Here is a 25,274-nt window from a genome sequence, read left to right on the forward strand (position 1 = left end):
GACCCCTCGCGATGAATACGTGCGCCACCCGCGCTCGGATGCATCGATCAAAGAAAAAACCGCCGATGGCGCAACCATGCGGCGGTTTCTTATTACGAACGTGACTAGCGCGACCGATGTCGGCGCCGGCGCATCGGTTACAGCTTGCCGTAGCTATGCAGGCCCGACAAGAACATATTTACGCCCAGGAACGCGAACGTGGTGACGAGCAAGCCGGTGAGCGCCCACCATGCAGCAGCCGTACCCCGCAGCCCCTTCATCAAGCGCATATGCAGCCATGCCGCGTAGTTGAGCCACACGATCAACGCCCAGGTTTCTTTCGGATCCCAGCTCCAATACCCGCCCCATGCTTCGGCCGCCCACAGTGCGCCGAGGATGGTTGCGACCGTGAAAAAGGCGAAACCGACGGCAATCGACTTGTACATGACATCGTCGAGCACGACGAGCGGCGGCAAACGATCGGTGAAGACACCGCGTTCGCTGAGCAAATAGGCGACGCCCACCATCGCCGAAAGTGCGAACGACCCGTAGCCGATGAAGTTCGCCGGCACGTGGATCTTCATCCACCAGCTTTGCAGCGCCGGGACGAGCGGCTGGATCTGCTGTGCGTCGCGCGCGACCGAGTACCACATCAGGAAGCCGACGGCGGCGCTGATGACCAGCAGAACGAAGGCGCCCAATGCGCGGGTGGCGTAGTGCTGCTCGTAATAGAGGTAGAACAGCGCCGTAATCAGACAAAACAGTACGAACACTTCATAGAGGTTCGAAACCGGAATATGGCCGACGTCGGCGCCGATCAGGTACGACTCGTACCAGCGCACCATCATGCCGGTAAAGCCCATCAGGACGGCGAACCAGGTGAGCTTGGAGCCGATGGCGCCGCCCGACGGCGAACGCGAGAGCATGCCGATCCAATAAAACAGCGTGGCGAGCACGAAAAGCGCGCTCATCCAAAGAATCGCCGACTGGCTCGACAAAAAGTATTTGAGCAGGAACGCCGAGTCGGCCCGGGATAGGTCGCCGTGGTAGATCTGCAGCGACAGTAGCGCAAGCGCCGCAATGCCCACGGCGAGCAGGCGCACGGGCTTCCAGCGCCAGCCGAGCACGACGAGCGCGGGCACGGTGCATACCAGCACGAGCTTATCGTAGTAATTCATGAACCCGTGATACCGGGTCAGCCCAAAGCCGGCGCCACCGACCACGGCGACGGCGAAGAGCCAGTCGAATACGCCCAAACGGCGCAGGAACGAACGCTCGTCCAAGGCGCCCGACTGCGGAGAAGCTGCCGGGTCAGAGGGGGAAACGTGTGTCAAATCCATGATGATTACCGAAGATCAATCTTGCGAGTCGGAAGACGACGCTATCGTCGCGCGGGGCGTCTCGGCACGCGCGTGCTCGCGCGCGCTGTCACGCGACGAAGCGGCCTGATGTGCGTGTGCGCCCAGCACTGCGCCGACGGCATCCCGAACTTTCCCGAATTCTTTCTCGAAATCGAGCGTCTTGCGCGCCGTCGACATCGCCATCACCACCGAGGTGCCCGCGGCCGCGTCCTTCAGCCAGAACCAAAGCCGCCGCTCACGGATATAGAACATCGAAAAAATGCCGGCCACGAGAAGCAGGCTGCCAAGATACACCACTTTCTTACCCGGCGCGCGCGTGAGTTGGAAAACCGAAGCCTGCACCTGTTTGAACGAATCTAGCTGCAGATAGACCGGCGATCCATACAAGAAGCTGTCGGAAAGCGCATTGATCGAATTTTGCACGAACCGGCTTGCGTTGGCGTTCGCGGGCGCGTCGGCCTCGCCGGCTCGCTCGCGCGCCAGTTGCCAAAGATCCCACGTCGAGCCTTCGAGCATACGCAGCAATAGCGATGCCGCCTTCTGCTGCTCACCCTTCGGTACCGAATGATCGATGAATGCGGCGATCGATTGGAAGCCACCGGCGCGCTGCCCGGGCGGTAGGCTGCCTGGCACGGTCTCGGCTCCGGAGAACAGCGACAAGACGCGCGTCGCGCTTTCCTCTAGGTGAGCGCGCAGCTCGGGGTTCGAATCGGCGATCGAACGTTGCGCAAAGCGATGGGCGGCCTGCGCCCGCAGCGTGGGATTTTCCAGCGCGGCGCGCAGCATCATCCACTCTTTCACGCTGCCTTGCTCGTCGGCGGGAATTCGCAGATACCGAAACGGATCGTTCGGGGTCGTGCGCATGCCGGCAAGGAAGAACCGGGCACCGTCGACTTCGACGGGCACCATGTAGTTGTTGAACTCGCGCGCTTGGCCGTCCGTGCCGCGAATCTTGTATTGGACCGACGGCCCGACGTTGTGCAAATCGCGCGGCATGGACGATTTCGCCCCCGACCCCAGCCGTTCGTCGAAAACTTCTTTGAGCGATTGATGCGCCGCCACGCCGCGCGCGTCGGTTTGCCCGTTGCCGTTCGTGATGTTTTCCACGTTGATGGCGCGGAAATCGGCGAATTCGACCGTCTGTCCATTCACGCCCGGCATCGAAGCCGACAGCGGTGCGGAACTCCCGATCGCGCCATTGACGGGCATGGTCTTGTCAGAATCGCTCGTCATCGGCCAGGCTGTCATCGACATCTCCGAGCCGCCGTCCTGGAAGCTGGATTGATAGATCGACACGCCGTCGTACTGGAACGGTTTATTCACTTCGACCCGGGCGGCGACGCGCTTGCCGGTCTCGTGATCGATCACGACGATGTCGCTCGCAAAGAGCTTGGGCATGCCCGTCGAGTAATAGTCGACGATGAACTTTTTGAGCTCGATCGAGAACGGCAGGTCTTGAATCAGCGAGCCGTTGGGCTGATTGAGGATGGCCGTCGATACGTGCTGCCCCTCGGGCACCCACGCGTAGCCGCGGAAGGTCGGGTTGGACTGGGAGAGACGGTGCGCCGGTGAGATGTCGTTGATGACGGCGCTCGTCGAGACCGGCGACTTGCCGAACAGCCACATTTGGAGCTTGATCGGCAGGTTGCTGTCCATCAAGCCGCCGATACAGATGACGACGATGGCCAGGTGCGCAAAGATGTATCCGATCTTGGCCATGGCGCCGCGTTTGGCAGCGATCAGCGTAGCGCCGTCCACTTCGCGCACGAGATAGCGATACCCGAGCTTGCCCGCCAGCGTGGAGAGCTGCGCCGCGGCATCGGCGCGCGATGCGCGCGCCTCGTACTCGGCCTTGTGATGGAACGCGCGCAGGCTGCCTTCGCGCACTTTGAGCTTCCAGCTCTTGATGTCCGCGATCATCTTCGGTGCGTTGCGCACGACGCAAAGCGAGATCGAGACGATCAAGAAGCCGAGAATCAGCATGAACCACCAAGCGCTGTAGACCGTGTACAGGCTGAGCGCGCGGAAGATGTCCGCCCAAAACGGGCCGAATTGGTTGACGTAGTTGGGATAGGGATCGTCTTGCGTGAGCACGGTGCCGACGATGCTGGCGATCGCGAGCACGACGAGCAACGCGATGGCAAAACGCATGGAGCTCATCAACTCGACCGCGCTTTTCAGCACGCGCCGATTGGACTTCACTTCGTAACCCGAGGTGGTAACGCTCATTCCGACTCCTGTCGACCAGAGTTGGCGCTTTGGCGGCGACTCGGGCCTCATGCTTCGCGGTCGACCCGGGTGTGCGCTTTCGCGCCCGCTCGGGTTCCATGCACAGCAACACAACAAAAAAGGGTGAGGGCCGACCGCCTATGGCGGTGGCGCTCCCACCCTTTTCTTCTTCTCGCCGGGACACCCGGCGGTTATTCGTTCACGGTGGCGCTCAATGCAAGCCGGCGACGTAGTCGGCGACCGCTTTGATGTCATTGTCCGACAACCGCGATGCGATGCCATGCATCGCATCGTTGTTGTTCCGGGCGCCGGGACCTTGCGCAAACGCATGGAGCTGAGTGGCCGTGTAGTCGGCCCACTGCCCGGAAATGCGCGGGTACTGCACCGGGATGCCCGTTCCCGTCGGCCCATGGCAGCTCGCGCAAGCCGGCACGCCTTTATCGGCGATACCCGCACGATAAATCTTTTGCCCCGCAGGCACCGTTGCCGCATCGTGCGCAACGCCGGGCTTGGGCGTTTGCGCCGCGAAATAGGCGGCCACGTTGATCATGTCGCTATCGGAGAGCGCTGCCGCCATCCCCGCCATGATCGGGTTGCTGCGAGCGGCGGCCTGCGCGCCCGCTTGCACTTTGAAATCTTTCAACTGCTTGACGAGATAGGCCTCATGCTGCCCCGCCAACTTCGGAAAAGACCCGGTCGCACTGTTGCCGTCCGCGCCATGACAAGAAGCGCACACTTGCGTTGCGATCGCCTGCCCCCGATTGATGTCCGGCTTCGGTGAATCCGCCGCTCGCGTTTGCGCCGCCCACCCCAATAAACTTGCTGCTGCCACGACCTGAAGCACCTGCAAAGACTTGCACAGTCGATTCATTCGCACACCCGGTTTCTGTCTTGTGAGAATAGAGTGCCCTCAAACGCCCGGTTTCCGAGCCCGCCTGAACAGGCGGCAGGATCGCCAAGCGGTCCGGCGATGTCCCCGAGAGGTCAATGCAAAAACGGCGACCCGTTGCCGCTAAAAGCCACGCGGCCAAAAGCTCGAAGCGCTTGCGTGATGCGGGCAAACACAGCGGCCGGTCGTCAGTAAACCGTCGTATTGTACAATAACTCGCTAACCGCCAAGACGCCAGTCGGGCATGCCCCGGCGCTCATGAGCGCCGCCACTCGGGCGTTGCACACGCTCTCCTTCCTGTCTCGCCATGGCCCTCCTGTTGCATCAAGCCCGCTTCTACACGACCGTCAATCACTTGCGCGACCTGCCCGCCACGGTCCAGCCCGAGATCGCCTTCGCGGGCCGCTCGAACGCCGGCAAGTCGACGGCCATCAACATTTTGTGCAACCAAAAGCGGCTCGCATTCGCGAGTAAGACGCCAGGGCGCACGCAGCATATCAACTACTTCAGCGTCGGGCCGGAAATCGAGCCGGTCGGCTACCTCGTCGATCTGCCCGGCTACGGCTACGCCGAGGTGCCCGGCGCGGCCAAGGCGCACTGGGAAGCGCTGCTTTCCAGTTATCTGCAAAGCCGCGCCCAGCTTCGCGGCATGATCTTGATGATGGATGCCCGCAGGCCGTTGACCGACCTGGACCGGCGCATGATCGAATGGTTTGCGCCGACCGGCAAACCGATCCACAGCTTGCTGACCAAATGCGACAAACTGACGCGGCAAGAATGCACCAACGCACTGCGCGCGACGGAGAAAGGCTTTGCCGAATATCGCACCGCGGGTTACGCGGGCGAGCTCAGCGCCCAATTGTTTTCGGCGCTCAAACGCGTGGGGCTCGATGAAGCGCACGCTCGGATCGAAGGCTGGTTCGCGCGGGGCGCGCAGAACGGCGCGGCCGATTGACGCGCGTCGCGCGAGGCCGTCGCACGCGGGCCGCCGAGATGCGACGCATCGCCGCGGCAAGTGCCGCTAAAACGACGAAAAATCGCACATAAAAAAACCCGCCGAACGTCGGCGGGTCAAACGGCCTAATCGAAAAACGACAGGCACCCGCTCAGGGAGGAGAAGCGGGGAGGTCCGCCGCGTGTGCCTTTCGGCGGCACGCGCTTCGCTCGATCGCTATCATATACCATTGTTTGCCAGAGTATTTGCGCCGGCTGCGCCGGCGTTTTCCGCCAATTCGATAGCGATCCCACCCTATGAGCTTCTATCCGCATCACCGCCCGCGCCGCATGCGCCGCGACGATTTTTCGCGCCGCCTCATGCGCGAGAACACGCTGACGACGAACGACCTCATCTACCCGGTCTTCATCGTCGACGGCAACAACGTGCGCCATGCGGTGCCCTCCATGCCGGGCGTCGAACGTGTTTCGGTCGATCTGCTCATGCATGTGGCCGAGCAGTGTGTCGAGCTGGGCGTTCCGGTCCTGTCACTGTTTCCGGCCATCGAGCCCTCGCTGAAAACGCCCGACGGCCGCGAAGCCACCAACCCGGAAGGGCTCATTCCGCGGGCGGTGCGCGAGCTCAAGCGGCGCTTTCCGGACCTCGGCGTGCTGACGGATGTAGCGCTCGACCCCTATACGAGCCATGGTCAAGACGGCGTGCTCGATGAAGCCGGTTACGTCCTCAACGACGAGACGGTGGAAATTCTCGTCGACCAGGCGCGCGCCCAGGCCGAAGCCGGTGTCGACATCGTCGCGCCCTCCGACATGATGGACGGGCGCATCGGAGCGCTGCGCGAAATGCTCGAAAGCGAGGGGCATATCTACACGCGCATCATGGCGTACGCCGCTAAATATGCTTCGGCTTTCTATGGCCCGTTCCGCGATGCGGTTGGCTCAGCGACGAACCTCGGCAAGAGCAACAAGATGACCTACCAGATGGACCCCGCCAACTCGGACGAAGCGCTGCGCGAAGTGCGGCTCGACATCGAGGAAGGCGCCGACATGGTGATGGTCAAACCGGGCATGCCGTATCTCGACATCGTGCGCCGTGTGAAGGACGAATTCCGGTTCCCAACTTACGTCTACCAGGTCAGCGGCGAATACGCGATGCTCAAGGCGGCCGCGCAGAACGGCTGGCTCGACCACGACAAGGTGATGCTGGAATCGCTGCTAGCGTTCAAGCGCGCGGGGGCAGATGGTGTGCTGACTTACTTTGCGCTCGATGCCGCGCGGCTGTTGCGCGCGCAAAGATAGGCGGCTCGCACCCGGAACACGTCCCAATCGGATCAACGTTGGACGCGGAAATCACGTAGCGAGGAAAGGGAGCGGCCGCCCGAGGCGCCGCCCCCTTTCGCGCTGCTTGGTCGATGCCGCCAAGGCATGCGTCAAACCACCGCGATTAAGCCGTGAACTTGGGTGAATGGTGCGTCTTCCTTCTTGGCCCAGAGGGTTCCGCCGAAGAAAACCGCCTTTGAACCACTTTGCTCGCGAAGGATAAAATACCCGCTCACATGTGGAGCGCGGCTTTCATCGCCGTTCTCGGGAATATCGACGAATTCGTTGTCCTTCAAAGGGACGGTCGCTTGAACACGACGCCCAGCGGACGTTTCGATTTCAATGGTCACGGCCCAAACCTCATTTGGAGTATTGTTGACCCGGGTTTTATCGACCGTGAAATAGTAATTCGCGAGCGCGTTTTGCTCTCCGCCGGGATACAGCCGGTAATGACATGAAGTACGCGACACCTCTGCTTTGGGTTCCATCTTCAGTTCTCCGTATAGCGATAGATTGAACATCATTCATGCATCTCCAATGGAGCCGCTGAAGTGTAGACAAAAGAACGAGCATTGACGGAGTGATTTTGATCTGGGTCGGTTATAGGCGATCCGCTTACCCAACAAATGGAATAATTGAAAGAAATTCTTCCAAATTCGGCTTTCTTAACGGTATGTGCCTTAATGCGATCAGGCCACCGTTCGTTATTACGGCTTACCGATGCGTTTGGATCTGGAGAGGAATTGACGGACGCGACACGTTGCGCAGCGGCGCGATGAGCAGCGCCCCCGCCGAGCCAAAGCGTCCTCCAAGGCTACGACTGCAGCGCAGGCGCAATGCGATCCAGGCTGCGCAGGAACGTGTCCGCCGATTCGTACCCGACAACGCGCAAAACCTCGTTCCCCGCTCGGTCGAAGAAGATAATGCCTGGTGGCCCGAACAAAGAGAATCGTTTTAGCAGCATTTGATCCTCGACGTTATTGGCCGTGACATCCGCGCGCAGCAGTTGCAATTGCGCCAAACGCGCTTGCACTCGTTTATCCGAGAACGTGAAACGCTCCATTTCCTTGCAACTCACGCACCAGTCGGCATAGAAGTCGAGCATGGCTGGCCGAGCGGCAGTCTTGAGCAACGCGTCCAAGTTCGCAGAAGATTGGACGGGCGCAAAAGCCCCCTGCGTCGGGCCTGCCGCGGCCGGTGTGGCGGATTCGCCGCCAACTCGCGCGGCCAGCACGGCGAGCGGCCGCAAGGGATCGTTGGAGCCGGCAGCAAGGCCGACGAGCAGCACCGCAGCCCAAATGGCCAGCCCAGCGCCAAGGCCCCGGCCCAAGCGGCGCCAAATCGAGGGCCCGCCCGCGTTCGGCGTGAACAAGCCCAAGGCGGCCGCCGCGACCAACAGCCACACGGCCGCGAGCAGCATCTGTGGCGTCGAAGCCAAAACCGGCCAGACGATCCAGAGCGCCGCCGCCAACAGTACGACGCCGAAAAACACCTTCACACCATCCATCCAGGCTCCGGCGCGCGGCAACAGCGTACCCGCGCCAAGGCCTATGATCAGCAGGGGCACACCGAGGCCCAGCCCCATGGAAAACAAAGCGAACCCGCCGAGGACCGCGTTGCCGGTATGCGCGATGAATGCCAAGACCGCGAAGAGCGGCGCCGTCATGCATGCGCCGACGACCAGCGCGGAGAGCGCGCCCATTGCCGCCACGGCCGCGAAGGTGCCGCCCGAGCGACGGCTCGTGGCCTGCGATACGCTGTCCTGCCAGCCCTGCGGCAGCACGAGATCGACGCCCGCGATCAGCGTCAGCGCGAACGCAGTCAACAACACACCAAAGGCGCCCAGCACCCACGGATTCTGCAGCCAAGCACCCAACGATTGACCGACGAGCGCCGCCGCGATCCCGAGCACGGTGTATACGAGCGACATGCCGATGACGTACGCCAGCGACAGTGCGAAACCGCGCCTGTGCGACACTTTGCCGCCCTGCCCGATGATGATCGCCGATACGATCGGAATCATCGGATAGGAGCAGGGCAGCAGGCTAAGAACGAGGCCCGCCACGAAATAGAGCCCGACCGTAGCAGCGAAACTACCGCCTTCCAGCAGCGATTGCGCGTAATCGGCACTCGTCACGCGCTCGTACCACGAGCCACGCTGCTCGTCGGATACGGCCGCTCGAGGGTTCCCGCCGGGGACGGCGCTCGCGCGCAACGCCGCTCCGCTCACGCGATAGACGTGCTCCGCCGGCGGGTAGCAAATTCCCGCGTCGGCACAACCCTGCGACGTCACCACTAGGTCGAACGGTCCTGAGGCGGCCTGCACGGGCACGCGAACGGTCAGATCGCCGCGGTACGTTTCGACGTTCTTTTGAAAGGTCTGATCGAATTTAATGTGGCCGGCCGGCAATTGCGCAGGGCCCAGCGTAGCGGCGCCGCCCTTGACCGCAAACTGGAACCGCTCGCGATAAAGGTAATAGCCGTCGGCGATCTTGAAGTGAACGTCGACTTCGTGCGGCGCTTCGTCCGCATTGAAGCGAAACGCCACGGATGGGTCGAGGAAATCATCGGCGTGGGCGAGGCTCGTAAGCCCCGCCCCAAGGCAAACGCAGGTGATGACGAGCAATACCAGGCGCGAGAAGAGTCGCGTCGGATCGGGAAGCGGGCTAAACATGTGTCGCTCTGTGCGTTTCGGTCTCCACCCATTGCGCGTAGCCGCTCGATGCGGCGGCTGGCCACGAGAGGACTTCGGGTGTTTCGTACGGGTGGTTTGCAAGAATAAATTGCTCGAGCTCATGCGCCCGCACAGCGCTGGTCTTGAACAACAACTGGACTTCCTCCGCTGTTTGAACTTGCCCCTTCCAGCGGTAACGCGAGCGCACGGTACCCAGTTCGGTCACGCAGGCGCTTAGACGCTGGTCGAGAGCCATCTGCGCAAGCCGTTGCGCCCATTCCTGGTCGGGAACGGTGGTGAGCATCAGCACGACGGGCAACGACACGACGGAGCACCTCGGAAGCGGTGAATACGTCGCTATCCTATCACCGACGCCGCGCGCGCCTCGATCGATGTCGCCAAGGCCACTTCCGCCCGGCGTGGCCTCGGATTGCAGCCTGCGACCATGCTCATGCGGCCTAGGTGATTGCATCCTAGATATGCAAAAGGGCCAAGCTCGCGCTTGGCCCTTTTGCTGAATAATCAGGTCACGCGCGCTAGCGCGCTGCTCCGTTTATTCGGCGTCTTGCACTTCTTCCGCTTCCACCGGTTCCGGACGATCGAGCAATTCCACGAGCGCCATCGGTGCATTATCGCCAACACGGAAACCGAACTTCAGGATACGAAGGTAGCCACCCGGACGGTTCGCGAAGCGCGGCCCCAACACGTCGAACAGCTTCGTGACCGAATCGCGATCGCGCAGGCGGTTGAACGCCAGGCGACGGTTCGCGAGCGAGGGCTTCTTGCCGAGCGTGATGAGGGGCTCGACGACTTTACGGAGTTCTTTCGCCTTCGGCAGCGTCGTCTTGATGACTTCGTGCTCGATCAGCGAGTTGGACATATTACGGAGCATTGCCAAACGGTGGCTGCTCGTGCGGTTCAGTTTCCGCAGACCATGACGGTGACGCATTTCAGTTCCTTGATTCGAAGTTTTGATCCAGCTCTTCTATCGTCCCACCGCGAAACGCCACTAGCGGTGAAGACACGGGCCGGTATGAAAAAAAGACAAGACGCGGATTTTAAAGGAAAATCCGCGTCTTCGCCAGACCTTGGGGCGCTCGCGCCCCAACACCGCTACTTGTCGAGACCGGCCGGCGGCCAGTTTTCGAGCTTCATGCCGAGCGTCAAACCGCGCGAAGCGAGCACTTCCTTGATCTCGTTCAGCGACTTGCGGCCGAGATTCGGCGTTTTGAGCAGCTCGTTTTCCGTGCGCTGGATCAGATCGCCGATGTAGTAGATGTTCTCTGCCTTCAGACAATTGGCCGAGCGCACCGTCAACTCGAGATCGTCGACCGGGCGCAGCAGGATCGGATCGATCTGCGGCGCACGCGACGGCGCTTCCGCAGCGGCTTCCGTGCCTTCCAGGGCTGCGAACACCGCCAGCTGGTCGACGAGAATCCGTGCCGATTGACGAATCGCCTCCTCGGGCGAGATGACGCCGTTGGTTTCGATGTTCATCACGAGCTTATCGAGGTCCGTCCGTTGCTCGACACGCGCGCTTTCCACTGCATAGCTCACGCGGCGAACCGGCGAGAACGACGCGTCGAGCACGATGCGGCCGATGATCTTGGCCGTTTCCTCGCCGTAGCGACGCACGTTGCCCGGCACGTAACCACGACCCTTCTCGACCTTGATCTGCACGTCGAGCTTGCCGCCCTTGGACAGATGCGCCACGACGTGATCGGGGTTGATCACTTCGCAGTCGTGCGGCAATTCGATGTCGCGAGCCGTCACGAGGCCTTCGCCTTCCTTGCGCAGCGTAACCGTCACTTCATCGCGGTTATGCAGCTTGAACACGACGCCCTTCAGGTTCAGCAGCAGGTTGACGACGTCTTCCTGCACCCCATCGAGCGTGGAGTACTCATGCACCACGCCTGCGATCGTCACTTCGGTCGGGGCATAGCCGACCATCGACGACAGCAGGACGCGCCGCAGCGCGTTGCCCAAAGTGTGGCCGTAACCGCGTTCGAACGGTTCCATGACCACCTTCGCGTGGCTTTCGCCCAGCGATTCGACAGCGATGATTTTGGGCTTCAACAAACTGGTTTGCATAGGTTTTCCTTTTCAATACCCTCGGCTCGTTACACCGATAAGGCTGACCGGTAACACCCTAAAAATAAACAGCCGAGGTACACCCTTGCGCAACGCAATCGAGGTACCCCGGCCGTAAATACAATTAGCGCGAATACAATTCGACGATCAGGCTTTCGTTGATGTCGCCGGCGATATCGCTACGTTCCGGCATTTGCTTGAACGTGCCTTCGAACTTCTTCGCATCGACCGCCACCCAGCTCGGCAGGCCGCCTTGCTCGGCAAGCGACAGGGCTTCGAGAATACGCGCTTGCTTCTTGGCTTGTTCGCGCACGGAGATGATGTCGCCGGCCTTCACCTGCAGCGAGGGGATGTTGGCAACCTGGCCGTTCACCGTGATCGCCTTGTGGCTCACCAGCTGACGCGCTTCTGCGCGCGTCGAGCCGAAGCCCATGCGATAGACGACGTTGTCCAGACGCGACTCGAGCAATTGCAGCAGGTTCTCACCCGTGTTGCCCTTGCGGCGATCGGCCTCGGCGAAGTAGCGGCGGAACTGACGCTCGAGCACGCCGTAGATGCGCTTCACTTTTTGCTTCTCGCGAAGCTGCGTGCCATAGTCGGACGTACGTGCGCCCGAGGTGCGGCCGTGCTGGCCCGGCTTGCTATCGAGCTTGCACTTGTCGGCGAGCGAGCGACGCGCGCTCTTGAGGAACAGATCGGTGCCTTCACGGCGGGACAACTTGGCTTTAGGGCCGGTATAGCGTGCCACTTTGCATTCCTTCTATGTTTAGTCACGCAAACTTGCGTCTGCGCTAGTTCGTACCCGGGATGGGTCGAACGGTGGACTTAGTCAAACAATCAACATACGCAAATAGCCTGCTGGCGCACAAATGCGCCAGCAGGCGTCGTACTGGCGCGCGTCTTAGATACGACGGCGCTTCGGCGGACGGCAGCCGTTGTGCGGAACGGGAGTCACGTCGGAGATTGCCGTGATCTTGATACCAAGACCATGCAACGCACGCACCGCCGATTCACGACCGGGGCCAGGGCCCTTGATCCGCACTTCGAGGTTCTTCACGCCGTACTCCATCGCCACGCGACCGGCCGACTCCGCTGCAACCTGAGCCGCGAACGGCGTCGACTTGCGCGAGCCCTTGAAGCCTTGGCCACCCGAAGTCGCCCAAGCAAGGGCGTTGCCTTGGCGATCGGTGATCGTGATGATGGTGTTGTTGAACGACGCGTGAACGTGAACCACGCCCTCGGCGACGTTCTTCTTGACCTTCTTGCGAACGCGTTGCGCCGCGGTGTTGTTCGAAGCCTTAGCCATTACGTTTTCCTGTAACTGTCAGTCGCGCTTATTTCTTCAGCGATTGGGCAGCGCGGCGCGGACCCTTGCGCGTACGTGCATTCGTGCGCGTACGTTGGCCACGCAGGGGCAGACCCTTGCGATGACGCACACCGCGATAGCAGCCGAGGTCCATCAGGCGCTTGATGTTCATCGTCACTTCACGGCGCAAATCGCCCTCGACGACAAACTTGCCGACTTCGTCACGCAGCTTCTCGAGATCCGCGTCCGTCAGGTCTTTGACCTTCTTGGTCGTGTCGACGCCCGCCGCTTCGCAAATCTTTTGCGAACGCGTGATGCCGATCCCGTAGATCGCCGTCAGGCCGATCTTCGTGTGCTTATGGTTCGGGATGTTCACCCCTGCAATACGAGCCATTGTTTTTCCTCAAACAAAAAGCGCAAGCAAAAGCGCGGCGTTCAGCCTTGGCGCTGTTTGTGGCGCGGATCAGAGCTGCAAATCACGCGCACGACGCCTTTGCGCTTGATGATCTTGCAATTGCGGCAAATGCGCTTAACCGATGCCATCACTTTCATGATATTACCCTTTTTTCCAAATCACTTCGCCCGGAACACGATCCGCGCACGCGACAGATCGTAAGGCGTCAATTCAACCGTCACCTTGTCGCCAGGAAGGATACGGATGTAGTGCATACGCATCTTTCCCGAAATATGCCCCAACACGACATGGCCGTTTTCCAGCTTCACGCGGAAGGTAGCATTGGGTAGGTTCTCGATGACCTCGCCCTGCATCTGGATTACATCGTCTTTGGCCATAAGTCCTTTCAACGCATCGGGATGTTGCTGCCGCCCTTGAAGTTCGCCTTCTTGAGCAACGACTCATACTGTTGCGACATAACGTACGACTGCACCTGCGCCATGAAGTCCATTGTGACGACGACAATGATCAGCAGCGACGTTCCGCCAAAATAAAACGGCACGTTCCAGCGCAGTACCAAAAACTCAGGCAACAGACAAACGAACACGATATAGATCGCACCGGCCAGCGTCAGACGCGTCAGGATACGGTCGATATATCGCGCGGTCTGATCGCCGGGACGGATACCCGGAACGAACGCACCGCTCTTTTTCAGGTTGTCGGCCGTCTCCCTGCTGTTGAACACCAAAGCGGTGTAGAAGAAGCAGAAAAAGACGATCGCCAACGCGTACAACAATACGTACACGGGCTGGCCGGGCTTCAACGCTTCGGCCACGTTGTGCAGCGTATCGGTGAGCCAGCTGCCGCGCGTACCACCCGAGCTGAACCAATTCAAGATCGTTGCCGGGAACAGGATGATCGACGATGCGAAGATCGGCGGAATCACGCCCGACATGTTCAGCTTGAGCGGCAGGTGCGACGACTGCCCGCCATAAATCTTGTTGCCGACTTGGCGCTTCGCGTAGTTCACGAGAATCTTGCGTTGGCCGCGCTCGATGAAGACGACGAGATACGTCACCGCCCCGATCAGCGCCACCACGATGATTGCCGTGAAGGGATGCATCGAGCCCGATTGCACGAGCGAGACGAGCCCGCCGACGGCATTCGGGAACCCCGCCGCGATCCCACCGAAGATGATGATCGAGATGCCGTTGCCAAGCCCGCGCTCCGTGATCTGCTCGCCGAGCCACATCAGGAACATCGTGCCCGTCACCAGCGTCACCACCGTCGTCAGGCGAAACACCATACCCGGATCGATCACCAAGCCAGGCTGATTCTCGAGCGCCACGGCAATGCCGAACGCCTGGAACGTAGCGAGCACGACGGTGAAGACCCGCGTGTACTGCGTGATCTTGCGCTGCCCGGCCTGCCCTTCCTTCTTCAACGCTTCGAGCTGCGGCGACACGATCGCGAGCAACTGCATGATGATCGAGGAGGAGATATACGGCATGATCCCCAACGCGAAAATCGTGAATCGCGACAGCGCGCCACCCGAGAACATGTTGAACATGCCCAGGATGCCGCCCGATTGGCTCTGGAACAGCTTCGCCAACTGATCCGGGTCGATGCCCGGCACCGGAATATGCGCGCCGAGACGATAGACGATCAGCGCCAGCAGCAGGAACACTGCCCGCCGACGCAGATCGCCGAACTTCGCCGTGCTTCGACCGGTTTTTGCGAGACTCGGGCTGTTAGCCAAGTACCTTCTCCGATGCAAATGCCATTGACGGCAATCGGCCTTTCACGCGATCGAAAGCCGCTTACTCGGCGAACGAGCCGCCGGCCGCTTCGATCGCGGCGCGTGCGCCCTTCGTCGCGCCGAGGCCCTTCACGACGATCTTGCGCGAGATCTCGCCCGTGGCGATGATCTTTGCGCTCTTCGTCAATTCGCTGACGAGGCCCGCTTGCTTCAGCGCGAGCAGATCGATTTCGTCGACCGGCAACGCTTGCAAATCGCGCAGACGCACTTCGCCGACGAATTCCTTCGTCAACGACGTGAAGCCGCGCTTGGGCAAACGACGTTGCAGCGGCATCTGACCGCCCTCGAAGCCGACCTTGTGAAAGCCGCCCGAACGCGATTTCTGACCTTTGTGACCGCGGCCGGCCGTCTTGCCGAGACCGGAGCCGATGCCACGGCCGACGCGACGCTTCGCGTGCTTGGCGCCATCAGCCGGCTTCAGGTTGTTCAATTCCATATTCAACTCCTCGAGTCCCTGAACCGTGTTAAGCGATGACCTTAACAAGGTACGAGACCTTGTTGATCATGCCGCGCACGGCGGGCGTGTCTTGCAGTTCGCTGACCGAGTTGAGTCGGCGCAGGCCCAGGCCACGCACCGTGGCACGGTGCGATTCGCGGGTCCCAATCAGGCTCTTGACGAGCTGAACCTTGACAGTTTTTTCAGACATGGTGACCACCTAGGCGTTAGCCCAAAATTTCTTCGACCGACTTGCCGCGCTTCGCGGCGATGTCAGCCGGCGTCGACTGCTTGCGCAGCCCGTCGAGCGTCGCACGCACGAGGTTGTACGGGTTCGTCGAACCGTGGCTCTTCGCGACGACGTTTTGCACGCCCATCACGTCGAACACCGCACGCATCGGGCCGCCGGCGATCACGCCGGTACCGTCCTTCGCCGGAGCGAGCAGAACGGTGGACGCGCCATGCTTGCCATGCACCTCATGTTGCAGCGTGCCGTTCTTCAGGGGCACCTTGAACATGTTGCGGCGGGCTTGCTCCATTGCCTTTTGCACGGCAACCGGCACTTCCTTCGCTTTACCCTTACCCATGCCAACGCGGCCATCGCCATCGCCGACCACGGTCAGTGCGGCGAAACCGAGAATACGGCCACCCTTCACGACCTTGGTCACGCGATTGACCGAAATCATCTTTTCGCGAAGGCCGTCGTCGCGTTCGTCAGCCTGAACTTTCGCTTGCATCTTTGCCATGACGAATTCCTTCCCTTAGAACTTGAGCCCGGCTTCGCGCGCCGCGTCGGCCAGCGCTTTCACGCGGCCGTGGTAGCGAAAGCCCGAGCGATCGAAGGCGACGGATTCGACGCCGGCAGCCTTGGCTTTTTCAGCGATACGCTTGCCGATCAACGTGGCGGCAGCGATGTTACCGCCTTTGCCCGACTGGTCGGCCAGTTGCGCACGCACTTCAGCTTCGAGCGTCGACGCGCTGGCGAGCACCTTCGTGCCGCAAGGCGAGAACACTTGCGCGTAGATGTGCGTGTTCGTGCGATGCACGGCAAGGCGCGCGACCTGCAGTTCGGCGATCTTGATACGCGTCTGACGAGCGCGGCGCAGGCGAGATTGAGTCTTATCCATGATTGCGCACCCTTACTTCTTCTTCGTTTCTTTGAGGATCACCACCTCGTCGGCATAGCGCACACCCTTGCCCTTATAGGGCTCAGGCGGGCGGTAGCCGCGCACTTCGGCAGCGACTTGGCCGACTTTCTGCTTGTCGATCCCCTTGATCACGATTTCCGTTTGCGACGGGGTTTCTGCCTTCACGCCTTCCGGCATTTGGTGCACCACAGGGTGCGAGAAACCCAGCGACAGATTCAGCTTGTCGCCTTGCGCTTGCGCACGATAACCAACGCCGACGAGCGTAAGCTTGCGCTCGAAACCCTTCGTCGCGCCGTGCACCATGTTCGCGACGATCGCGCGCATCGTGCCCGACATTGCATTCGCTTCGCGGCTCTCGTCCACCGGTTCAAACTTCAGGAACGCACCGTCGACGACGATGTTCACGAGTTTGTTCAGCGGCTGCGAAATCGTGCCGAGTGCGCCTTTCACCGTGATCAGGCCGTCTGCGACCTTCACTTCGGCGCCAGCGAGCGCGACCGGGCTCTTACCTACTCGAGACATGTTTCTTCTCCTCTTTCGGCGTTAAGCGACGTAGCAGATGACTTCGCCGCCGACGCCGGTGGCGCGGGCTTTGCGGTCGGTCATCACACCCTGGGGCGTCGAGACGATCGCCACGCCGAGGCCGTTCATGACCTGCGGAATGTCGTTACGACCGCGGTACACGCGCAGGCCGGGCTTCGAGACGCGCTCGAGGCGCTCGATGACCGGGCGGCCAGCGTAGTACTTCAACGCAATGTTCAACTCCGACTTCGCGCCTTCGGACTTCACGGCGAAATCATCGATATAGCCTTCGTCCTTCAGGACCTGGGCAATCGCCACTTTGACCTTCGACGAGGGCATCGTCACCGAGACCTTCTCGACCATCTGCGCGTTGCGGATGCGAGTCAGCATATCGGCGATAGGATCACTCATGCTCATTTATGTTTCTCCTATTACCAGCTCGCCTTGGTCAGGCCGGGGATCTCGCCGCGGAATGCGATTTCGCGAATCTTGTTACGCGCAAGTCCGAACTTGCGGAACGTGCCGCGCGGACGACCCGTGATCGCGCAGCGATTGCGCTTGCGCGTCGGGTTCGCGTTACGGGGCAGTTGTTGCAGCTCGAGACGGGCTGCATAGCGCTCTTCTTCCGACTTCGATTGGTCGTCGATGATCGCCTTCAGCGCTTCGCGCTTCGGTGCGAACTTCGCCGCCAGGCGGGCGCGCTTCTTTTCACGTTCGATCAGTGCCAGTTTAGCCACGGTAACCTCAGTTTCTGAACGGGAACTTGAAGCTGGCGAGCAGTGCCTTGGCTTCTTCGTCGGTCTTCGCAGTGGTCGTGATGCTGATGTTCAGCCCACGCAGCGCGTCGATTTTGTCGTAGTCGATCTCGGGGAAAATGATCTGCTCTTTCACACCGATGTTGTAGTTGCCGCGACCGTCGAACGCACGCCCCGACACACCACGGAAGTCACGCACGCGCGGCAGCGCCACCGTGACGAAACGATCGAGGAATTCGTACATCGCTTGGCCGCGCAGCGTGACCATCGCGCCGATCGGGTAGCCCTGACGGATCTTGAAGCCCGCGATTGCCTTGCGAGCCTTCGTCACCACCGGCTTTTGACCTGCGATCTTCGTCAGATCGCCCACGGCGTTTTCGATGATCTTCTTGTCGGCGACGGCCTCGCCAAGACCCATGTTCAGGGTGATCTTGGTGATGCGCGGCACTTCCATGACCGACTTGTAGCCGAACTTCTCGGTAAGGCCGGGAACGACCTTCTCTTTGTAAAACTCTTGCAAACGAGCCATTTTTATACTCCGCAGCGTCAGGCGCTCAGCACGGCACCGGTCGACTTCAGGAAGCGCACTTTCTTGCCGTCCTCGACCTTGATGCCAACACGCGAGCCTTTGCCGTTCGCGTCAACGAGCGCAACGTTCGAAATGTGCAGCGGCATCGTCTTCGCTTCCACGCCACCGGTCGTACCCTTCATCGGGTTCGGCTTGACATGTTTCTTGACGAGATTGATGCCTTCCACCGTCACGCGATCATCGGCGACGGCCAGCACTACGCCGCGCTTGCCCTTGTCCTTGCCGGTGATGACGATAACTTCGTCACCTTTGCGAATCTTGTTCATCGCGACTCCTTACAGCACTTCGGGCGCCAGCGAAACGATCTTCATGAACCGTTCGCTACGCAACTCACGCGTGACCGGCCCGAAAATGCGGGTACCGATAGGCTCGAGCTTGGTATTCAACAGGACGGCGGCATTACCGTCGAACTTGATCAGCGAGCCGTCTTGGCGACGCACGCCCTTGGCGGTGCGAACCACCACAGCGTTGTAGATTTCGCCTTTCTTCACGCGCCCGCGCGGCGTTGCCTCTTTGACGCTCACCTTGATGATGTCGCCGATGTTGGCGTAACGACGCTTCGAGCCGCCGAGCACCTTGATGCACATGACTTCACGCGCACCCGTGTTGTCGGCCACTTCAAGCCGAGATTCGGTCTGGATCATGGTTTATCTTTCCCAACTTAATCCGCCTGCACCACCATGGTTCAGCCGGTCAGTCTTGGTCCCGTCAGCCAATCGGCTGCTTGGGTTAGAACAGCAGCGACGGCAACGAAACCGCCATCGCAATCGAGTGATTCATTCGGAGCGAGCTGACGCTCTTCCGCTTCCCTTCCACTTCGCCCGCAACGGATCCCATAAAGAGGGAAGACCGAGATTATATCAAACAATCTCGGTCTTGCAAGCTAAATCTACAGCGATTTCAACGACTTCTAGTGCTCAGCCGCGCTAGTCTCAAATCACACGTGCAGCTTCGACGAGGCGCGACACGGTCCAGGCTTTCGTCTTGGAGATCGGACGCGTTTCCTGGATTTCGACGAGGTCGCCCTCGTTGTACGTGTTTGCGTCATCGTGAGCGTGATACTTCTTCGAACGCACGACGTACTTGCCGTAGATCGGGTGCTTCACGCGATGCTCGACGAGCACGGTAACCGTCTTGTCCATCTTGTTGCTGACGACCTTGCCGACCAGCGTCCGCTTGAGCGAGGTTTTTACGCTATCGTTCATTTCTGGTTCGCCTTCTCGGTCAGGACGGTCCGCACACGCGCGATGTCACGACGAACCTTCTTCAGCTGGCTCGTGTTGGTGAGCTGCTGCGTCGCGAGTTGCATGCGCAGGCCGAATTGCGCTTTCAACAGGTCCGACAGCTCCTTGTTGAGCGCGGCCTTGTCTTTCTGGTGAAGTTCGGAAGCCTTCATCGATTACTCCTTAGGCGCCAAGCTGACGAACGATGAACGTCGTCTTCAGCGGCAGCTTCGCTGCAGCCAGACGGAACGCCTCACGCGCCAACTCTTCGGATACGCCATCCATTTCGTACAGCATCTTGCCCGGCTGGATCTCTGCGACGTAGTACTCCGGGTTACCTTTACCGTTACCCATCCGTACTTCAGCCGGCTTTTGCGAAATCGGCTTGTCCGGGAAAATGCGAATCCAGATACGGCCGCCGCGCTTGATGTGACGCGTCATGGCACGACGCGCCGCTTCGATTTGACGCGCGGTCAGGCGGCCGCGACCGATAGCCTTGAGGCCGAATTCACCGAACGACACGGCGTTGCCGCGCGTCGCGATACCGGTGTTACGACCCTTCTGCTCTTTGCGATACTTCCTGCGTTTCGGTTGCAGCATCGTTATTCTCCAGTCTTGCCGTCGCCTTCGGGCTTGCCGCCGGCGGCAGCGCCGCGACGCGGCGCACCACGGCGAGCACCCGCGGGCGCGCCACCTTCACCGTCACGGCGCGGACGGCGATCGCCCGGGCGTGCGTTGCGGCGCGGACGCTTGTCTTCCGGCGCTTCTTCGACGACCGGCGCTTCGTTACGACCCAGCGTGTCGCCCTTGTAGACCCACACCTTCACGCCGATGATGCCGTACGTCGTCTTGGCTTCGGACGTTGCGTAGTCGATATCGGCACGCAGCGTATGCAGCGGCACGCGACCTTCGCGGTACCACTCCGTACGCGCGATTTCGATGCCGTTCAGACGCCCGGCGCTCATGATCTTGATGCCTTGAGCGCCAAGACGCATCGCGTTTTGCATCGCACGCTTCATCGCGCGTCGGAACATGATCCGGCGCTCGAGCTGTTGCGTGATCGAATCGGCGATCAGTTGCGCATCGGTTTCCGGCTTGCGGATTTCCTCGATGTTCACGTGCACGGGCACGCCCATGCGCTTTTGCAACTCCGACTTGAGCAGCTCGATGTCTTCGCCCTTCTTGCCGATAACGACGCCCGGACGCGAGCTGTAAATCGTGATGCGCGCGTTCTTCGCCGGACGCTCGATCACGATGCGGCCGACCGAAGCGTTCTTCAGCTTCTTCTTCAGATACTCACGAACACCGATGTCTTCCTGGAGCATCGCGGCGAAATTGTTGTTGCTCGCGTACCAACGCGACGCCCAATTCCGCTTGACGGCCAGACGGAAGCCAGTCGGATGAATTTTCTGTCCCATCGTATGACCCCTTAATTCCCGACCGTCACAGTGATGTGACAGGATTGCTTCTCGATGCGGTTGCCGCGCCCCTTGGCGCGTGCGGTGAACCGCTTCAGCGAGGCGGCCTTGTCGACATAGATGCTCTTGATCTTGAGCTCGTCGATGTCGGCGCCCTCGTTGTGCTCCGCATTCGCGATTGCCGACAGCACAACCTTCTTCACGATGCCAGCCGCCTTCTTCGGCGAGAACGTCAGGACGTTCAGCGCCTTGTCGACCGGCAAACCGCGGATCTGGTCAGCCACAAGGCGCGTTTTCTGCGCCGAGATGCGGGCACCGCGATGAATTGCTTTCACTTCCATCTTGATTGCCCCTTATTTCTTGGCCTTCTTGTCGGCCGCGTGACCCTTGAACGTACGGGTCAGTGCGAACTCGCCAAGCTTGTGGCCGACCATGTTTTCCGAGACGTACACCGGAACGTGTTGACGGCCGTTATGCACGGCGATCGTCAGACCGATGAAATCCGGGAGAATCGTCGAGCGACGCGACCAGGTCTTGATCGGCTTTTTGTCGCGCGAAGCTGCGGCCGCCTCAACTTTCTTCAGCAAATGGGCGTCGCAGAACGGACCTTTTTTTACAGAACGTGCCATTGCCTACTCCTTAACGCTTGTGACGGCGCTGGACGATCATCGTCGTCGTGCGCTTGTTGCGACGGGTACGATAGCCCTTCGTCTGCTGGCCCCACGGGCTCACCGGATGACGACCGGCAGCAGTGCGACCCTCACCACCACCATGCGGGTGATCGACCGGGTTCATCGCCACGCCACGCACCGTCGGGCGAATACCGCGCCAACGGTTCGCGCCCGCCTTACCGATTTGACGCAGGCTGTGCTCTTCGTTGCCCACTTCGCCGATGGTTGCGCGGCACTCGATATGCACGCGGCGGATTTCGCCCGAACGCAGACGAACCTGCGCGTACGTGCCTTCACGTGCCAGCAGCATGGCCGAAGTGCCCGCCGAACGCGCGATTTGCGCGCCCTTGCCCGGCAGCATCTCGATGCAGTGGATCGTCGTACCGACCGGGATATTGCGGATCGGCAGCGTGTTGCCCGCACGAATCGGCGCTTCGGCGCCCGACATCAGTTGCTGACCGACCGTCATGCCTTTCGACGCGATGATGTAGCGACGTTCGCCGTCCGCGTAAAGCACGAGCGCGATGTTCGCGCTACGGTTCGGGTCGTACTCGAGACGCTCGACCTTGGCCGGAACGCCGTCCTTCGTGCGACGAAAATCGATGACACGATAGTGTTGCTTGTGACCACCGCCTTGGTGGCGCGTCGTGACGTGGCCGTTGTTGTTACGGCCGGCAGCCTTGCTCTGCGGTTCGAGCAGCGCAGCATGCGGCTTGCCCTTGTGCAGATCTTTGTTGACCACCTTGACCATCGCGCGGCGACCCGGCGAGGTCGGCTTAACTTTTACGATTGCCATGATTACTTGGCCTCCGCTTCAAAGTTGATTTCCTGGCCGGGCTTCAGGCAGACGTACGCCTTCCTCACGTCCTTGCGCTTACCCATGAAACGGCCAAAGCGCTTAGCCTTGCCCTTCACGTTCAGCACGTTGACGGAATTGACTTCCACCTTGAACAGCAGCTCAACAGCGGCCTTAACTTCCTGCTTCGTCGCATCGGGGGCGATTTCGAACACGACTTGCTCGTTCTTATCGGCCACCAGCGTCGCCTTTTCGGAGATCACCGGCGCGAGCAGGACCTGCATCAAACGATGATCGTTCTTGCGAATCTCGCTCATGACAGCAACTCCTCGATCTGGGCGACCGCTGCCTTCGTGATCAATACTTTCTTGAAGTAGATCAGCGACAGCGGATCGGCGTAACGCGGCTCGACAACGGCCACGTGGGCCAGATTGCGCGACGCGAGGTACAGGTTCTCGTCAACCGTATCGGTGATGATCAGCACGGATTCGAGGCCCATGGCCTTGAACTTTTCGGCCAGCAGCTTCGTCTTCGGCGCTTCGAGGACGATATCCTCGACGACCGACAAACGGCCTTCGCGCGCGAGCTGCGAGAAGATCGAGCAGAGACCTGCGCGATGCATCTTCTTGTTGACCTTGTGCGAGAAGTTTTCTTCGGGCGAGTTCGGGAAAATCCGACCACCGCCACGCCACAACGGGCTCGACGACATACCGGCGCGGGCGCGGCCCGTGCCTTTCTGGCGCCACGGCTTCTTCGTCGTGTGCTTGACTTGTTCGCGATCCTTCTGCGCGCGGTTACCGCTGCGCGCATTGGCTTGATACGCCACCACGACCTGGTGAATCAGCGCTTCGTTGTAGTCACGGCCGAACACGACGTCCGACGCGTTCACGCCCGCGCCTTCTTGACCATTAGCGTTCAGGAGCTTCAGTTCCATTATTTCGCTCCTTTCGCGGCTCGCGCTTTCACTGCCGGCGTCACGAAGACTTTGCCGCCCTTCGCACCGGGAATCGCGCCCTTGACGAGCAACAGCTTGCGATCGGCGTCGATACGAGCGATTTCGAGGTTTTGCACGGTGACGGTGTCGTCACCCATGTGACCCGTCATGCGCTTGCCGGGGAACACGCGACCCGGATCTTGCGCCATACCGATCGAGCCAGGGACGTTGTGCGAACGCGAGTTACCGTGCGAAGCGCGGCCCGAGGCGAAGTTGTAACGCTTGATCGTGCCGGCGTAGCCCTTACCGATCGATACGCCTTGCACATCGATCTTTTGGCCGACTTCGAAGATATCGACACCGATCACGGCGCCGGCGGACAGCTCGGCAGCCTTTGCGGCATCGATCTTGAATTCCTTCAGAATTTCACCGGCTTGCACGCCGGCTTTGGCGAGGTGACCTGCCAGCGGCTTCGTCACACGCGATGCACGGCGCGTACCGAATGCCACTTGAACGGCGGTGTAGCCATCCGTTTCAACGGTCTTGATCTGCGCCACGCGGTTGTCGGACACGTCCAACACGGTAACGGGAATCGAGTCCCCTTCCACCGTGAAGATACGGGTCATGCCAACCTTGCGACCTACGAGTCCAAGGCTCATCGTTTTCTCCATTCCCGACTGCGATTGGCCGGGGCTAATTTACAAAATGTCGACATCAGGAGGCCCGCTTGCCGCGAGCCGCACCGCTTTGTGCCGCATCGCCGCGCACGAACTGACACCAACTTTTTACGCAAATACGCGAAAAGCCTTGCATTATAGCCAGGCTTTCCGTTTTCCGCAAGCAATCAAAGACTTATCGCCGCACCGCTGCGACTGCGGCGACGCGGACCTTATTGCAGCTTGATTTCGACGTCGACGCCAGCCGGCAGATCGAGCTTCATCAGCGCGTCCACCGTCTTGTCCGTCGGGTCGACGATGTCCATCAGGCGTTGGTGCGTGCGAATTTCGAGCTGATCGCGCGACGTCTTGTTGACGTGCGGCGAACGCAGAATGTCGAAGCGTTGAATGCGGGTAGGCAGCGGCACGGGGCCGCGAACGATCGCACCAGTCCGCTTCGCGGTATCGACGATCTCGGCTGCCGATTGATCGATCAGACGGTAGTCGAAAGCCTTCAGGCGAATGCGGATTTTCTGGTTTTGCATGACGATTCCTTCGAAAGAGCGAGGCGGTTTTGCACCGCCGGATTAAAAAAGAACAAGGACTTGGGCGCCTCCCGGGGAGGGCGCGCCCAAGCCCGGGCGCATTCTACTGCGATATTGCCAAAGCCGCCGATTTTACTCGATGATCTTGGCCACGACACCTGCGCCGACGGTACGACCGCCTTCGCGGATGGCGAAACGCAGGCCTTCTTCCATGGCGATCGGTGCAATCAGCTTGACCGTGATCGCCACGTTGTCGCCCGGCATCACCATTTCCTTGTCCTTCGGCAGCTCGATCGAGCCCGTCACGTCCGTCGTACGGAAGTAGAACTGCGGACGGTAGTTGTTGAAGAACGGCGTGTGACGGCCGCCTTCGTCCTTGCTCAGCACGTACACTTCAGCCGTGAAGTGCGTGTGCGGCGTGATCGAACCGGGCTTGGCCAACACTTGACCGCGCTCCACGTCTTCGCGCTTCGTGCCGCGCAGCAAGATACCGACGTTGTCGCCCGCTTGACCTTGGTCCAGCAGCTTGCGGAACATTTCCACGCCCGTGCAGGTCGTCTTCACCGTC

Annotated in this window: 38 protein-coding genes; 2 read left to right on the plus strand and 36 right to left on the minus strand. The window is 60.6% G+C overall.

Features of this window, described 5'->3' with window-relative positions; translation table 11 throughout:
- Positions 1 to 137 precede the first annotated feature (137 nt).
- The 3 genes from ccsB to QQS38_RS17185 form a co-directional block, all read right to left on the minus strand.
- Positions 138 to 1,319, minus strand: a complete 1,182-nt coding sequence (gene ccsB / locus QQS38_RS17175) for a c-type cytochrome biogenesis protein CcsB (RefSeq protein ID WP_479646576.1) — start codon at positions 1,317 to 1,319, stop codon at positions 138 to 140.
- A 15-nt stretch (positions 1,320 to 1,334) separates the two neighbouring features.
- Entirely contained in the window at positions 1,335 to 3,569 is a 2,235-nt protein-coding gene (locus tag QQS38_RS17180; RefSeq protein WP_479646577.1) for a cytochrome c biogenesis protein ResB, read from the minus strand.
- Between the two features lie 211 nt (positions 3,570 to 3,780).
- On the minus strand, positions 3,781 to 4,440 hold the full coding sequence (locus QQS38_RS17185; RefSeq protein WP_479646578.1) for a c-type cytochrome: 660 nt from the start codon (positions 4,438 to 4,440) through the stop codon (positions 3,781 to 3,783).
- A 325-nt stretch (positions 4,441 to 4,765) separates the two neighbouring features.
- Between QQS38_RS17185 and yihA the strand changes: the two genes are divergently transcribed.
- Both yihA and hemB read left to right on the plus strand, forming a co-directional pair.
- A complete protein-coding gene (yihA, locus tag QQS38_RS17190) occupies positions 4,766 to 5,413 on the plus strand; it encodes a ribosome biogenesis GTP-binding protein YihA/YsxC (protein WP_479646579.1) in 648 nt (215 codons plus the stop codon).
- A 296-nt stretch (positions 5,414 to 5,709) separates the two neighbouring features.
- A complete protein-coding gene (hemB, locus tag QQS38_RS17195; RefSeq protein WP_479646580.1) occupies positions 5,710 to 6,708 on the plus strand; it encodes a porphobilinogen synthase in 999 nt (332 codons plus the stop codon).
- Positions 6,709 to 6,839: 131 nt separating this feature from the next.
- On the opposite strand, the gene QQS38_RS17200 is transcribed toward hemB, so the two are convergent.
- The 33 genes from QQS38_RS17200 to QQS38_RS17360 all read right to left on the minus strand — a co-directional run.
- Positions 6,840 to 7,253 carry a hypothetical protein gene (locus QQS38_RS17200; RefSeq protein ID WP_479646581.1) on the minus strand — a complete coding sequence of 138 codons (414 nt, stop codon included), beginning with the start codon at positions 7,251 to 7,253 and terminating at the stop codon, positions 6,840 to 6,842.
- A gap of 290 nt (positions 7,254 to 7,543) precedes the next feature.
- The gene (dsbD, locus tag QQS38_RS17205; RefSeq protein WP_479646582.1) at positions 7,544 to 9,403 is read right to left on the minus strand and encodes a protein-disulfide reductase DsbD; all 1,860 of its coding nucleotides are present in this window, start codon (positions 9,401 to 9,403) and stop codon (positions 7,544 to 7,546) included.
- On the minus strand, positions 9,396 to 9,722 hold the full coding sequence (gene cutA, locus QQS38_RS17210) for a divalent-cation tolerance protein CutA (protein ID WP_479646599.1): 327 nt from the start codon (positions 9,720 to 9,722) through the stop codon (positions 9,396 to 9,398). The genes dsbD and cutA overlap by 8 nt, the downstream gene beginning before the upstream one ends.
- A gap of 234 nt (positions 9,723 to 9,956) precedes the next feature.
- The gene (gene rplQ, locus QQS38_RS17215) at positions 9,957 to 10,352 is read right to left on the minus strand and encodes a 50S ribosomal protein L17 (protein WP_173256852.1); all 396 of its coding nucleotides are present in this window, start codon (positions 10,350 to 10,352) and stop codon (positions 9,957 to 9,959) included.
- 164 nt (positions 10,353 to 10,516) lie between these two features.
- On the minus strand, positions 10,517 to 11,494 hold the full coding sequence (locus QQS38_RS17220; protein WP_277430363.1) for a DNA-directed RNA polymerase subunit alpha: 978 nt from the start codon (positions 11,492 to 11,494) through the stop codon (positions 10,517 to 10,519).
- Between the two features lie 124 nt (positions 11,495 to 11,618).
- Entirely contained in the window at positions 11,619 to 12,242 is a 624-nt protein-coding gene (rpsD, locus tag QQS38_RS17225; RefSeq protein WP_479646583.1) for a 30S ribosomal protein S4, read from the minus strand.
- A gap of 153 nt (positions 12,243 to 12,395) precedes the next feature.
- The gene (rpsK, locus tag QQS38_RS17230; protein WP_017777173.1) at positions 12,396 to 12,800 is read right to left on the minus strand and encodes a 30S ribosomal protein S11; all 405 of its coding nucleotides are present in this window, start codon (positions 12,798 to 12,800) and stop codon (positions 12,396 to 12,398) included.
- Positions 12,801 to 12,828: 28 nt separating this feature from the next.
- Complete coding sequence (gene rpsM, locus QQS38_RS17235; RefSeq protein ID WP_479646584.1) at positions 12,829 to 13,194, minus strand: 30S ribosomal protein S13; 366 nt, start codon at positions 13,192 to 13,194, stop codon at positions 12,829 to 12,831.
- A 41-nt stretch (positions 13,195 to 13,235) separates the two neighbouring features.
- Positions 13,236 to 13,352, minus strand: coding sequence for a 50S ribosomal protein L36 (rpmJ, locus tag QQS38_RS17240; RefSeq protein ID WP_004199844.1), 117 nt, complete (start codon positions 13,350 to 13,352; stop codon positions 13,236 to 13,238).
- A 21-nt stretch (positions 13,353 to 13,373) separates the two neighbouring features.
- Positions 13,374 to 13,592, minus strand: a complete 219-nt coding sequence (infA, locus tag QQS38_RS17245; RefSeq protein WP_004521905.1) for a translation initiation factor IF-1 — start codon at positions 13,590 to 13,592, stop codon at positions 13,374 to 13,376.
- A gap of 8 nt (positions 13,593 to 13,600) precedes the next feature.
- A complete protein-coding gene (gene secY / locus QQS38_RS17250; RefSeq protein WP_479646585.1) occupies positions 13,601 to 14,953 on the minus strand; it encodes a preprotein translocase subunit SecY in 1,353 nt (450 codons plus the stop codon).
- Positions 14,954 to 15,014: 61 nt separating this feature from the next.
- A complete protein-coding gene (rplO, locus tag QQS38_RS17255) occupies positions 15,015 to 15,449 on the minus strand; it encodes a 50S ribosomal protein L15 (RefSeq protein WP_277430367.1) in 435 nt (144 codons plus the stop codon).
- Between the two features lie 28 nt (positions 15,450 to 15,477).
- Complete coding sequence (gene rpmD / locus QQS38_RS17260; protein WP_006400644.1) at positions 15,478 to 15,660, minus strand: 50S ribosomal protein L30; 183 nt, start codon at positions 15,658 to 15,660, stop codon at positions 15,478 to 15,480.
- A 16-nt stretch (positions 15,661 to 15,676) separates the two neighbouring features.
- A complete protein-coding gene (rpsE, locus tag QQS38_RS17265) occupies positions 15,677 to 16,195 on the minus strand; it encodes a 30S ribosomal protein S5 (RefSeq protein WP_004197945.1) in 519 nt (172 codons plus the stop codon).
- A 15-nt stretch (positions 16,196 to 16,210) separates the two neighbouring features.
- Complete coding sequence (gene rplR / locus QQS38_RS17270; RefSeq protein ID WP_102645117.1) at positions 16,211 to 16,576, minus strand: 50S ribosomal protein L18; 366 nt, start codon at positions 16,574 to 16,576, stop codon at positions 16,211 to 16,213.
- Between the two features lie 12 nt (positions 16,577 to 16,588).
- On the minus strand, positions 16,589 to 17,119 hold the full coding sequence (gene rplF, locus QQS38_RS17275; protein ID WP_325343441.1) for a 50S ribosomal protein L6: 531 nt from the start codon (positions 17,117 to 17,119) through the stop codon (positions 16,589 to 16,591).
- Positions 17,120 to 17,140: 21 nt separating this feature from the next.
- The gene (rpsH, locus tag QQS38_RS17280) at positions 17,141 to 17,536 is read right to left on the minus strand and encodes a 30S ribosomal protein S8 (RefSeq protein ID WP_479646586.1); all 396 of its coding nucleotides are present in this window, start codon (positions 17,534 to 17,536) and stop codon (positions 17,141 to 17,143) included.
- A gap of 14 nt (positions 17,537 to 17,550) precedes the next feature.
- A complete protein-coding gene (gene rpsN, locus QQS38_RS17285) occupies positions 17,551 to 17,856 on the minus strand; it encodes a 30S ribosomal protein S14 (protein WP_085228311.1) in 306 nt (101 codons plus the stop codon).
- 7 nt (positions 17,857 to 17,863) lie between these two features.
- Positions 17,864 to 18,403: a 50S ribosomal protein L5 gene (rplE, locus tag QQS38_RS17290; RefSeq protein WP_277430370.1), complete on the minus strand. Its 540-nt coding sequence runs from the start codon at positions 18,401 to 18,403 to the stop codon at positions 17,864 to 17,866.
- A gap of 17 nt (positions 18,404 to 18,420) precedes the next feature.
- Entirely contained in the window at positions 18,421 to 18,729 is a 309-nt protein-coding gene (gene rplX, locus QQS38_RS17295) for a 50S ribosomal protein L24 (protein ID WP_479646587.1), read from the minus strand.
- 9 nt (positions 18,730 to 18,738) lie between these two features.
- Positions 18,739 to 19,107, minus strand: coding sequence for a 50S ribosomal protein L14 (gene rplN / locus QQS38_RS17300; protein WP_102645112.1), 369 nt, complete (start codon positions 19,105 to 19,107; stop codon positions 18,739 to 18,741).
- Between the two features lie 288 nt (positions 19,108 to 19,395).
- Entirely contained in the window at positions 19,396 to 19,668 is a 273-nt protein-coding gene (gene rpsQ / locus QQS38_RS17305; RefSeq protein WP_102611090.1) for a 30S ribosomal protein S17, read from the minus strand.
- Positions 19,665 to 19,859 (minus strand): 50S ribosomal protein L29, encoded by a 195-nt coding sequence (rpmC, locus tag QQS38_RS17310; protein ID WP_075159014.1) that lies wholly within the window; start codon positions 19,857 to 19,859, stop codon positions 19,665 to 19,667. The genes rpsQ and rpmC overlap by 4 nt, the downstream gene beginning before the upstream one ends.
- 10 nt (positions 19,860 to 19,869) lie before the next feature.
- The gene (gene rplP / locus QQS38_RS17315; RefSeq protein WP_102611091.1) at positions 19,870 to 20,286 is read right to left on the minus strand and encodes a 50S ribosomal protein L16; all 417 of its coding nucleotides are present in this window, start codon (positions 20,284 to 20,286) and stop codon (positions 19,870 to 19,872) included.
- 2 nt (positions 20,287 to 20,288) lie between these two features.
- Complete coding sequence (gene rpsC, locus QQS38_RS17320; RefSeq protein ID WP_479646588.1) at positions 20,289 to 21,104, minus strand: 30S ribosomal protein S3; 816 nt, start codon at positions 21,102 to 21,104, stop codon at positions 20,289 to 20,291.
- 11 nt (positions 21,105 to 21,115) lie between these two features.
- Positions 21,116 to 21,445 (minus strand): 50S ribosomal protein L22, encoded by a 330-nt coding sequence (gene rplV, locus QQS38_RS17325; RefSeq protein ID WP_004199272.1) that lies wholly within the window; start codon positions 21,443 to 21,445, stop codon positions 21,116 to 21,118.
- A gap of 12 nt (positions 21,446 to 21,457) precedes the next feature.
- A complete protein-coding gene (gene rpsS / locus QQS38_RS17330) occupies positions 21,458 to 21,733 on the minus strand; it encodes a 30S ribosomal protein S19 (protein ID WP_035554748.1) in 276 nt (91 codons plus the stop codon).
- A 10-nt stretch (positions 21,734 to 21,743) separates the two neighbouring features.
- The gene (rplB, locus tag QQS38_RS17335) at positions 21,744 to 22,571 is read right to left on the minus strand and encodes a 50S ribosomal protein L2 (protein ID WP_479646589.1); all 828 of its coding nucleotides are present in this window, start codon (positions 22,569 to 22,571) and stop codon (positions 21,744 to 21,746) included.
- A gap of 2 nt (positions 22,572 to 22,573) precedes the next feature.
- Positions 22,574 to 22,888, minus strand: coding sequence for a 50S ribosomal protein L23 (gene rplW, locus QQS38_RS17340; protein WP_277430374.1), 315 nt, complete (start codon positions 22,886 to 22,888; stop codon positions 22,574 to 22,576).
- On the minus strand, positions 22,885 to 23,505 hold the full coding sequence (rplD, locus tag QQS38_RS17345; protein ID WP_479646590.1) for a 50S ribosomal protein L4: 621 nt from the start codon (positions 23,503 to 23,505) through the stop codon (positions 22,885 to 22,887). Before rplD ends, rplW begins: the two co-directional genes overlap by 4 nt.
- A complete protein-coding gene (rplC, locus tag QQS38_RS17350) occupies positions 23,505 to 24,164 on the minus strand; it encodes a 50S ribosomal protein L3 (RefSeq protein WP_479646591.1) in 660 nt (219 codons plus the stop codon). The genes rplD and rplC overlap by 1 nt, the downstream gene beginning before the upstream one ends.
- Positions 24,165 to 24,394: 230 nt before the next feature.
- Positions 24,395 to 24,706 (minus strand): 30S ribosomal protein S10, encoded by a 312-nt coding sequence (gene rpsJ, locus QQS38_RS17355; RefSeq protein WP_006998489.1) that lies wholly within the window; start codon positions 24,704 to 24,706, stop codon positions 24,395 to 24,397.
- A 132-nt stretch (positions 24,707 to 24,838) separates the two neighbouring features.
- Positions 24,839 to 25,274: EF-Tu C-terminal domain-related protein (locus QQS38_RS17360; protein ID WP_479646592.1), on the minus strand; the 436-nt coding region annotated here is incomplete at its 5' end.

This window comes from Trinickia sp. Z7, from assembly GCF_056498045.1.

What these genes read in the sequence shown, in the direction of transcription:
- rpsJ (WP_006998489.1), bottom strand. Translation starts at nt 24,706, where the DNA reads ATGCAAAACCAGAAAATCCGCATTCGCCTGAAGGCTTTCGACTACCGT.
- rpsC (WP_479646588.1), bottom strand. Translation starts at nt 21,104, where the DNA reads ATGGGACAGAAAATTCATCCGACTGGCTTCCGTCTGGCCGTCAAGCGG.
- ccsB (WP_479646576.1), bottom strand. Translation starts at nt 1,319, where the DNA reads ATGGATTTGACACACGTTTCCCCCTCTGACCCGGCAGCTTCTCCGCAG.
- infA (WP_004521905.1), bottom strand. Translation starts at nt 13,592, where the DNA reads ATGGCCAAAGACGATGTAATCCAGATGCAGGGCGAGGTCATCGAGAAC.
- QQS38_RS17180 (WP_479646577.1), bottom strand. Translation starts at nt 3,569, where the DNA reads ATGAGCGTTACCACCTCGGGTTACGAAGTGAAGTCCAATCGGCGCGTG.
- rplV (WP_004199272.1), bottom strand. Translation starts at nt 21,445, where the DNA reads ATGGAAGTGAAAGCAATTCATCGCGGTGCCCGCATCTCGGCGCAGAAA.
- QQS38_RS17220 (WP_277430363.1), bottom strand. Translation starts at nt 11,494, where the DNA reads ATGCAAACCAGTTTGTTGAAGCCCAAAATCATCGCTGTCGAATCGCTG.
- rpsM (WP_479646584.1), bottom strand. Translation starts at nt 13,194, where the DNA reads ATGGCTCGTATTGCAGGGGTGAACATCCCGAACCATAAGCACACGAAG.
- hemB (WP_479646580.1), top strand. Translation starts at nt 5,710, where the DNA reads ATGAGCTTCTATCCGCATCACCGCCCGCGCCGCATGCGCCGCGACGAT.
- rpsK (WP_017777173.1), bottom strand. Translation starts at nt 12,800, where the DNA reads ATGGCTAAGGCTTCGAACAACACCGCGGCGCAACGCGTTCGCAAGAAG.
- rplO (WP_277430367.1), bottom strand. Translation starts at nt 15,449, where the DNA reads ATGGAATTGAACAACCTGAAGCCGGCTGATGGCGCCAAGCACGCGAAG.
- yihA (WP_479646579.1), top strand. Translation starts at nt 4,766, where the DNA reads ATGGCCCTCCTGTTGCATCAAGCCCGCTTCTACACGACCGTCAATCAC.
- rpsH (WP_479646586.1), bottom strand. Translation starts at nt 17,536, where the DNA reads ATGAGCATGAGTGATCCTATCGCCGATATGCTGACTCGCATCCGCAAC.
- rplE (WP_277430370.1), bottom strand. Translation starts at nt 18,403, where the DNA reads ATGGCTCGTTTGCAAGAGTTTTACAAAGAGAAGGTCGTTCCCGGCCTT.
- rplP (WP_102611091.1), bottom strand. Translation starts at nt 20,286, where the DNA reads ATGCTGCAACCGAAACGCAGGAAGTATCGCAAAGAGCAGAAGGGTCGT.
- rplR (WP_102645117.1), bottom strand. Translation starts at nt 16,576, where the DNA reads ATGGATAAGACTCAATCTCGCCTGCGCCGCGCTCGTCAGACGCGTATC.
- QQS38_RS17200 (WP_479646581.1), bottom strand. Translation starts at nt 7,253, where the DNA reads ATGATGTTCAATCTATCGCTATACGGAGAACTGAAGATGGAACCCAAA.
- rplX (WP_479646587.1), bottom strand. Translation starts at nt 18,729, where the DNA reads ATGAACAAGATTCGCAAAGGTGACGAAGTTATCGTCATCACCGGCAAG.
- QQS38_RS17185 (WP_479646578.1), bottom strand. Translation starts at nt 4,440, where the DNA reads ATGAATCGACTGTGCAAGTCTTTGCAGGTGCTTCAGGTCGTGGCAGCA.
- rplD (WP_479646590.1), bottom strand. Translation starts at nt 23,505, where the DNA reads ATGGAACTGAAGCTCCTGAACGCTAATGGTCAAGAAGGCGCGGGCGTG.
- rpsE (WP_004197945.1), bottom strand. Translation starts at nt 16,195, where the DNA reads ATGGCAAAGATGCAAGCGAAAGTTCAGGCTGACGAACGCGACGACGGC.
- rpmD (WP_006400644.1), bottom strand. Translation starts at nt 15,660, where the DNA reads ATGTCTGAAAAAACTGTCAAGGTTCAGCTCGTCAAGAGCCTGATTGGG.
- rplB (WP_479646589.1), bottom strand. Translation starts at nt 22,571, where the DNA reads ATGGCAATCGTAAAAGTTAAGCCGACCTCGCCGGGTCGCCGCGCGATG.
- rpsQ (WP_102611090.1), bottom strand. Translation starts at nt 19,668, where the DNA reads ATGAACGATAGCGTAAAAACCTCGCTCAAGCGGACGCTGGTCGGCAAG.
- rpsS (WP_035554748.1), bottom strand. Translation starts at nt 21,733, where the DNA reads ATGGCACGTTCTGTAAAAAAAGGTCCGTTCTGCGACGCCCATTTGCTG.
- rplC (WP_479646591.1), bottom strand. Translation starts at nt 24,164, where the DNA reads ATGAGCCTTGGACTCGTAGGTCGCAAGGTTGGCATGACCCGTATCTTC.
- rplQ (WP_173256852.1), bottom strand. Translation starts at nt 10,352, where the DNA reads ATGCGTCACCGTCATGGTCTGCGGAAACTGAACCGCACGAGCAGCCAC.
- rpmJ (WP_004199844.1), bottom strand. Translation starts at nt 13,352, where the DNA reads ATGAAAGTGATGGCATCGGTTAAGCGCATTTGCCGCAATTGCAAGATC.
- rplF (WP_325343441.1), bottom strand. Translation starts at nt 17,119, where the DNA reads ATGTCTCGAGTAGGTAAGAGCCCGGTCGCGCTCGCTGGCGCCGAAGTG.
- rpmC (WP_075159014.1), bottom strand. Translation starts at nt 19,859, where the DNA reads ATGAAGGCTTCCGAACTTCACCAGAAAGACAAGGCCGCGCTCAACAAG.
- rplN (WP_102645112.1), bottom strand. Translation starts at nt 19,107, where the DNA reads ATGATCCAGACCGAATCTCGGCTTGAAGTGGCCGACAACACGGGTGCG.
- dsbD (WP_479646582.1), bottom strand. Translation starts at nt 9,403, where the DNA reads ATGTTTAGCCCGCTTCCCGATCCGACGCGACTCTTCTCGCGCCTGGTA.
- rplW (WP_277430374.1), bottom strand. Translation starts at nt 22,888, where the DNA reads ATGAGCGAGATTCGCAAGAACGATCATCGTTTGATGCAGGTCCTGCTC.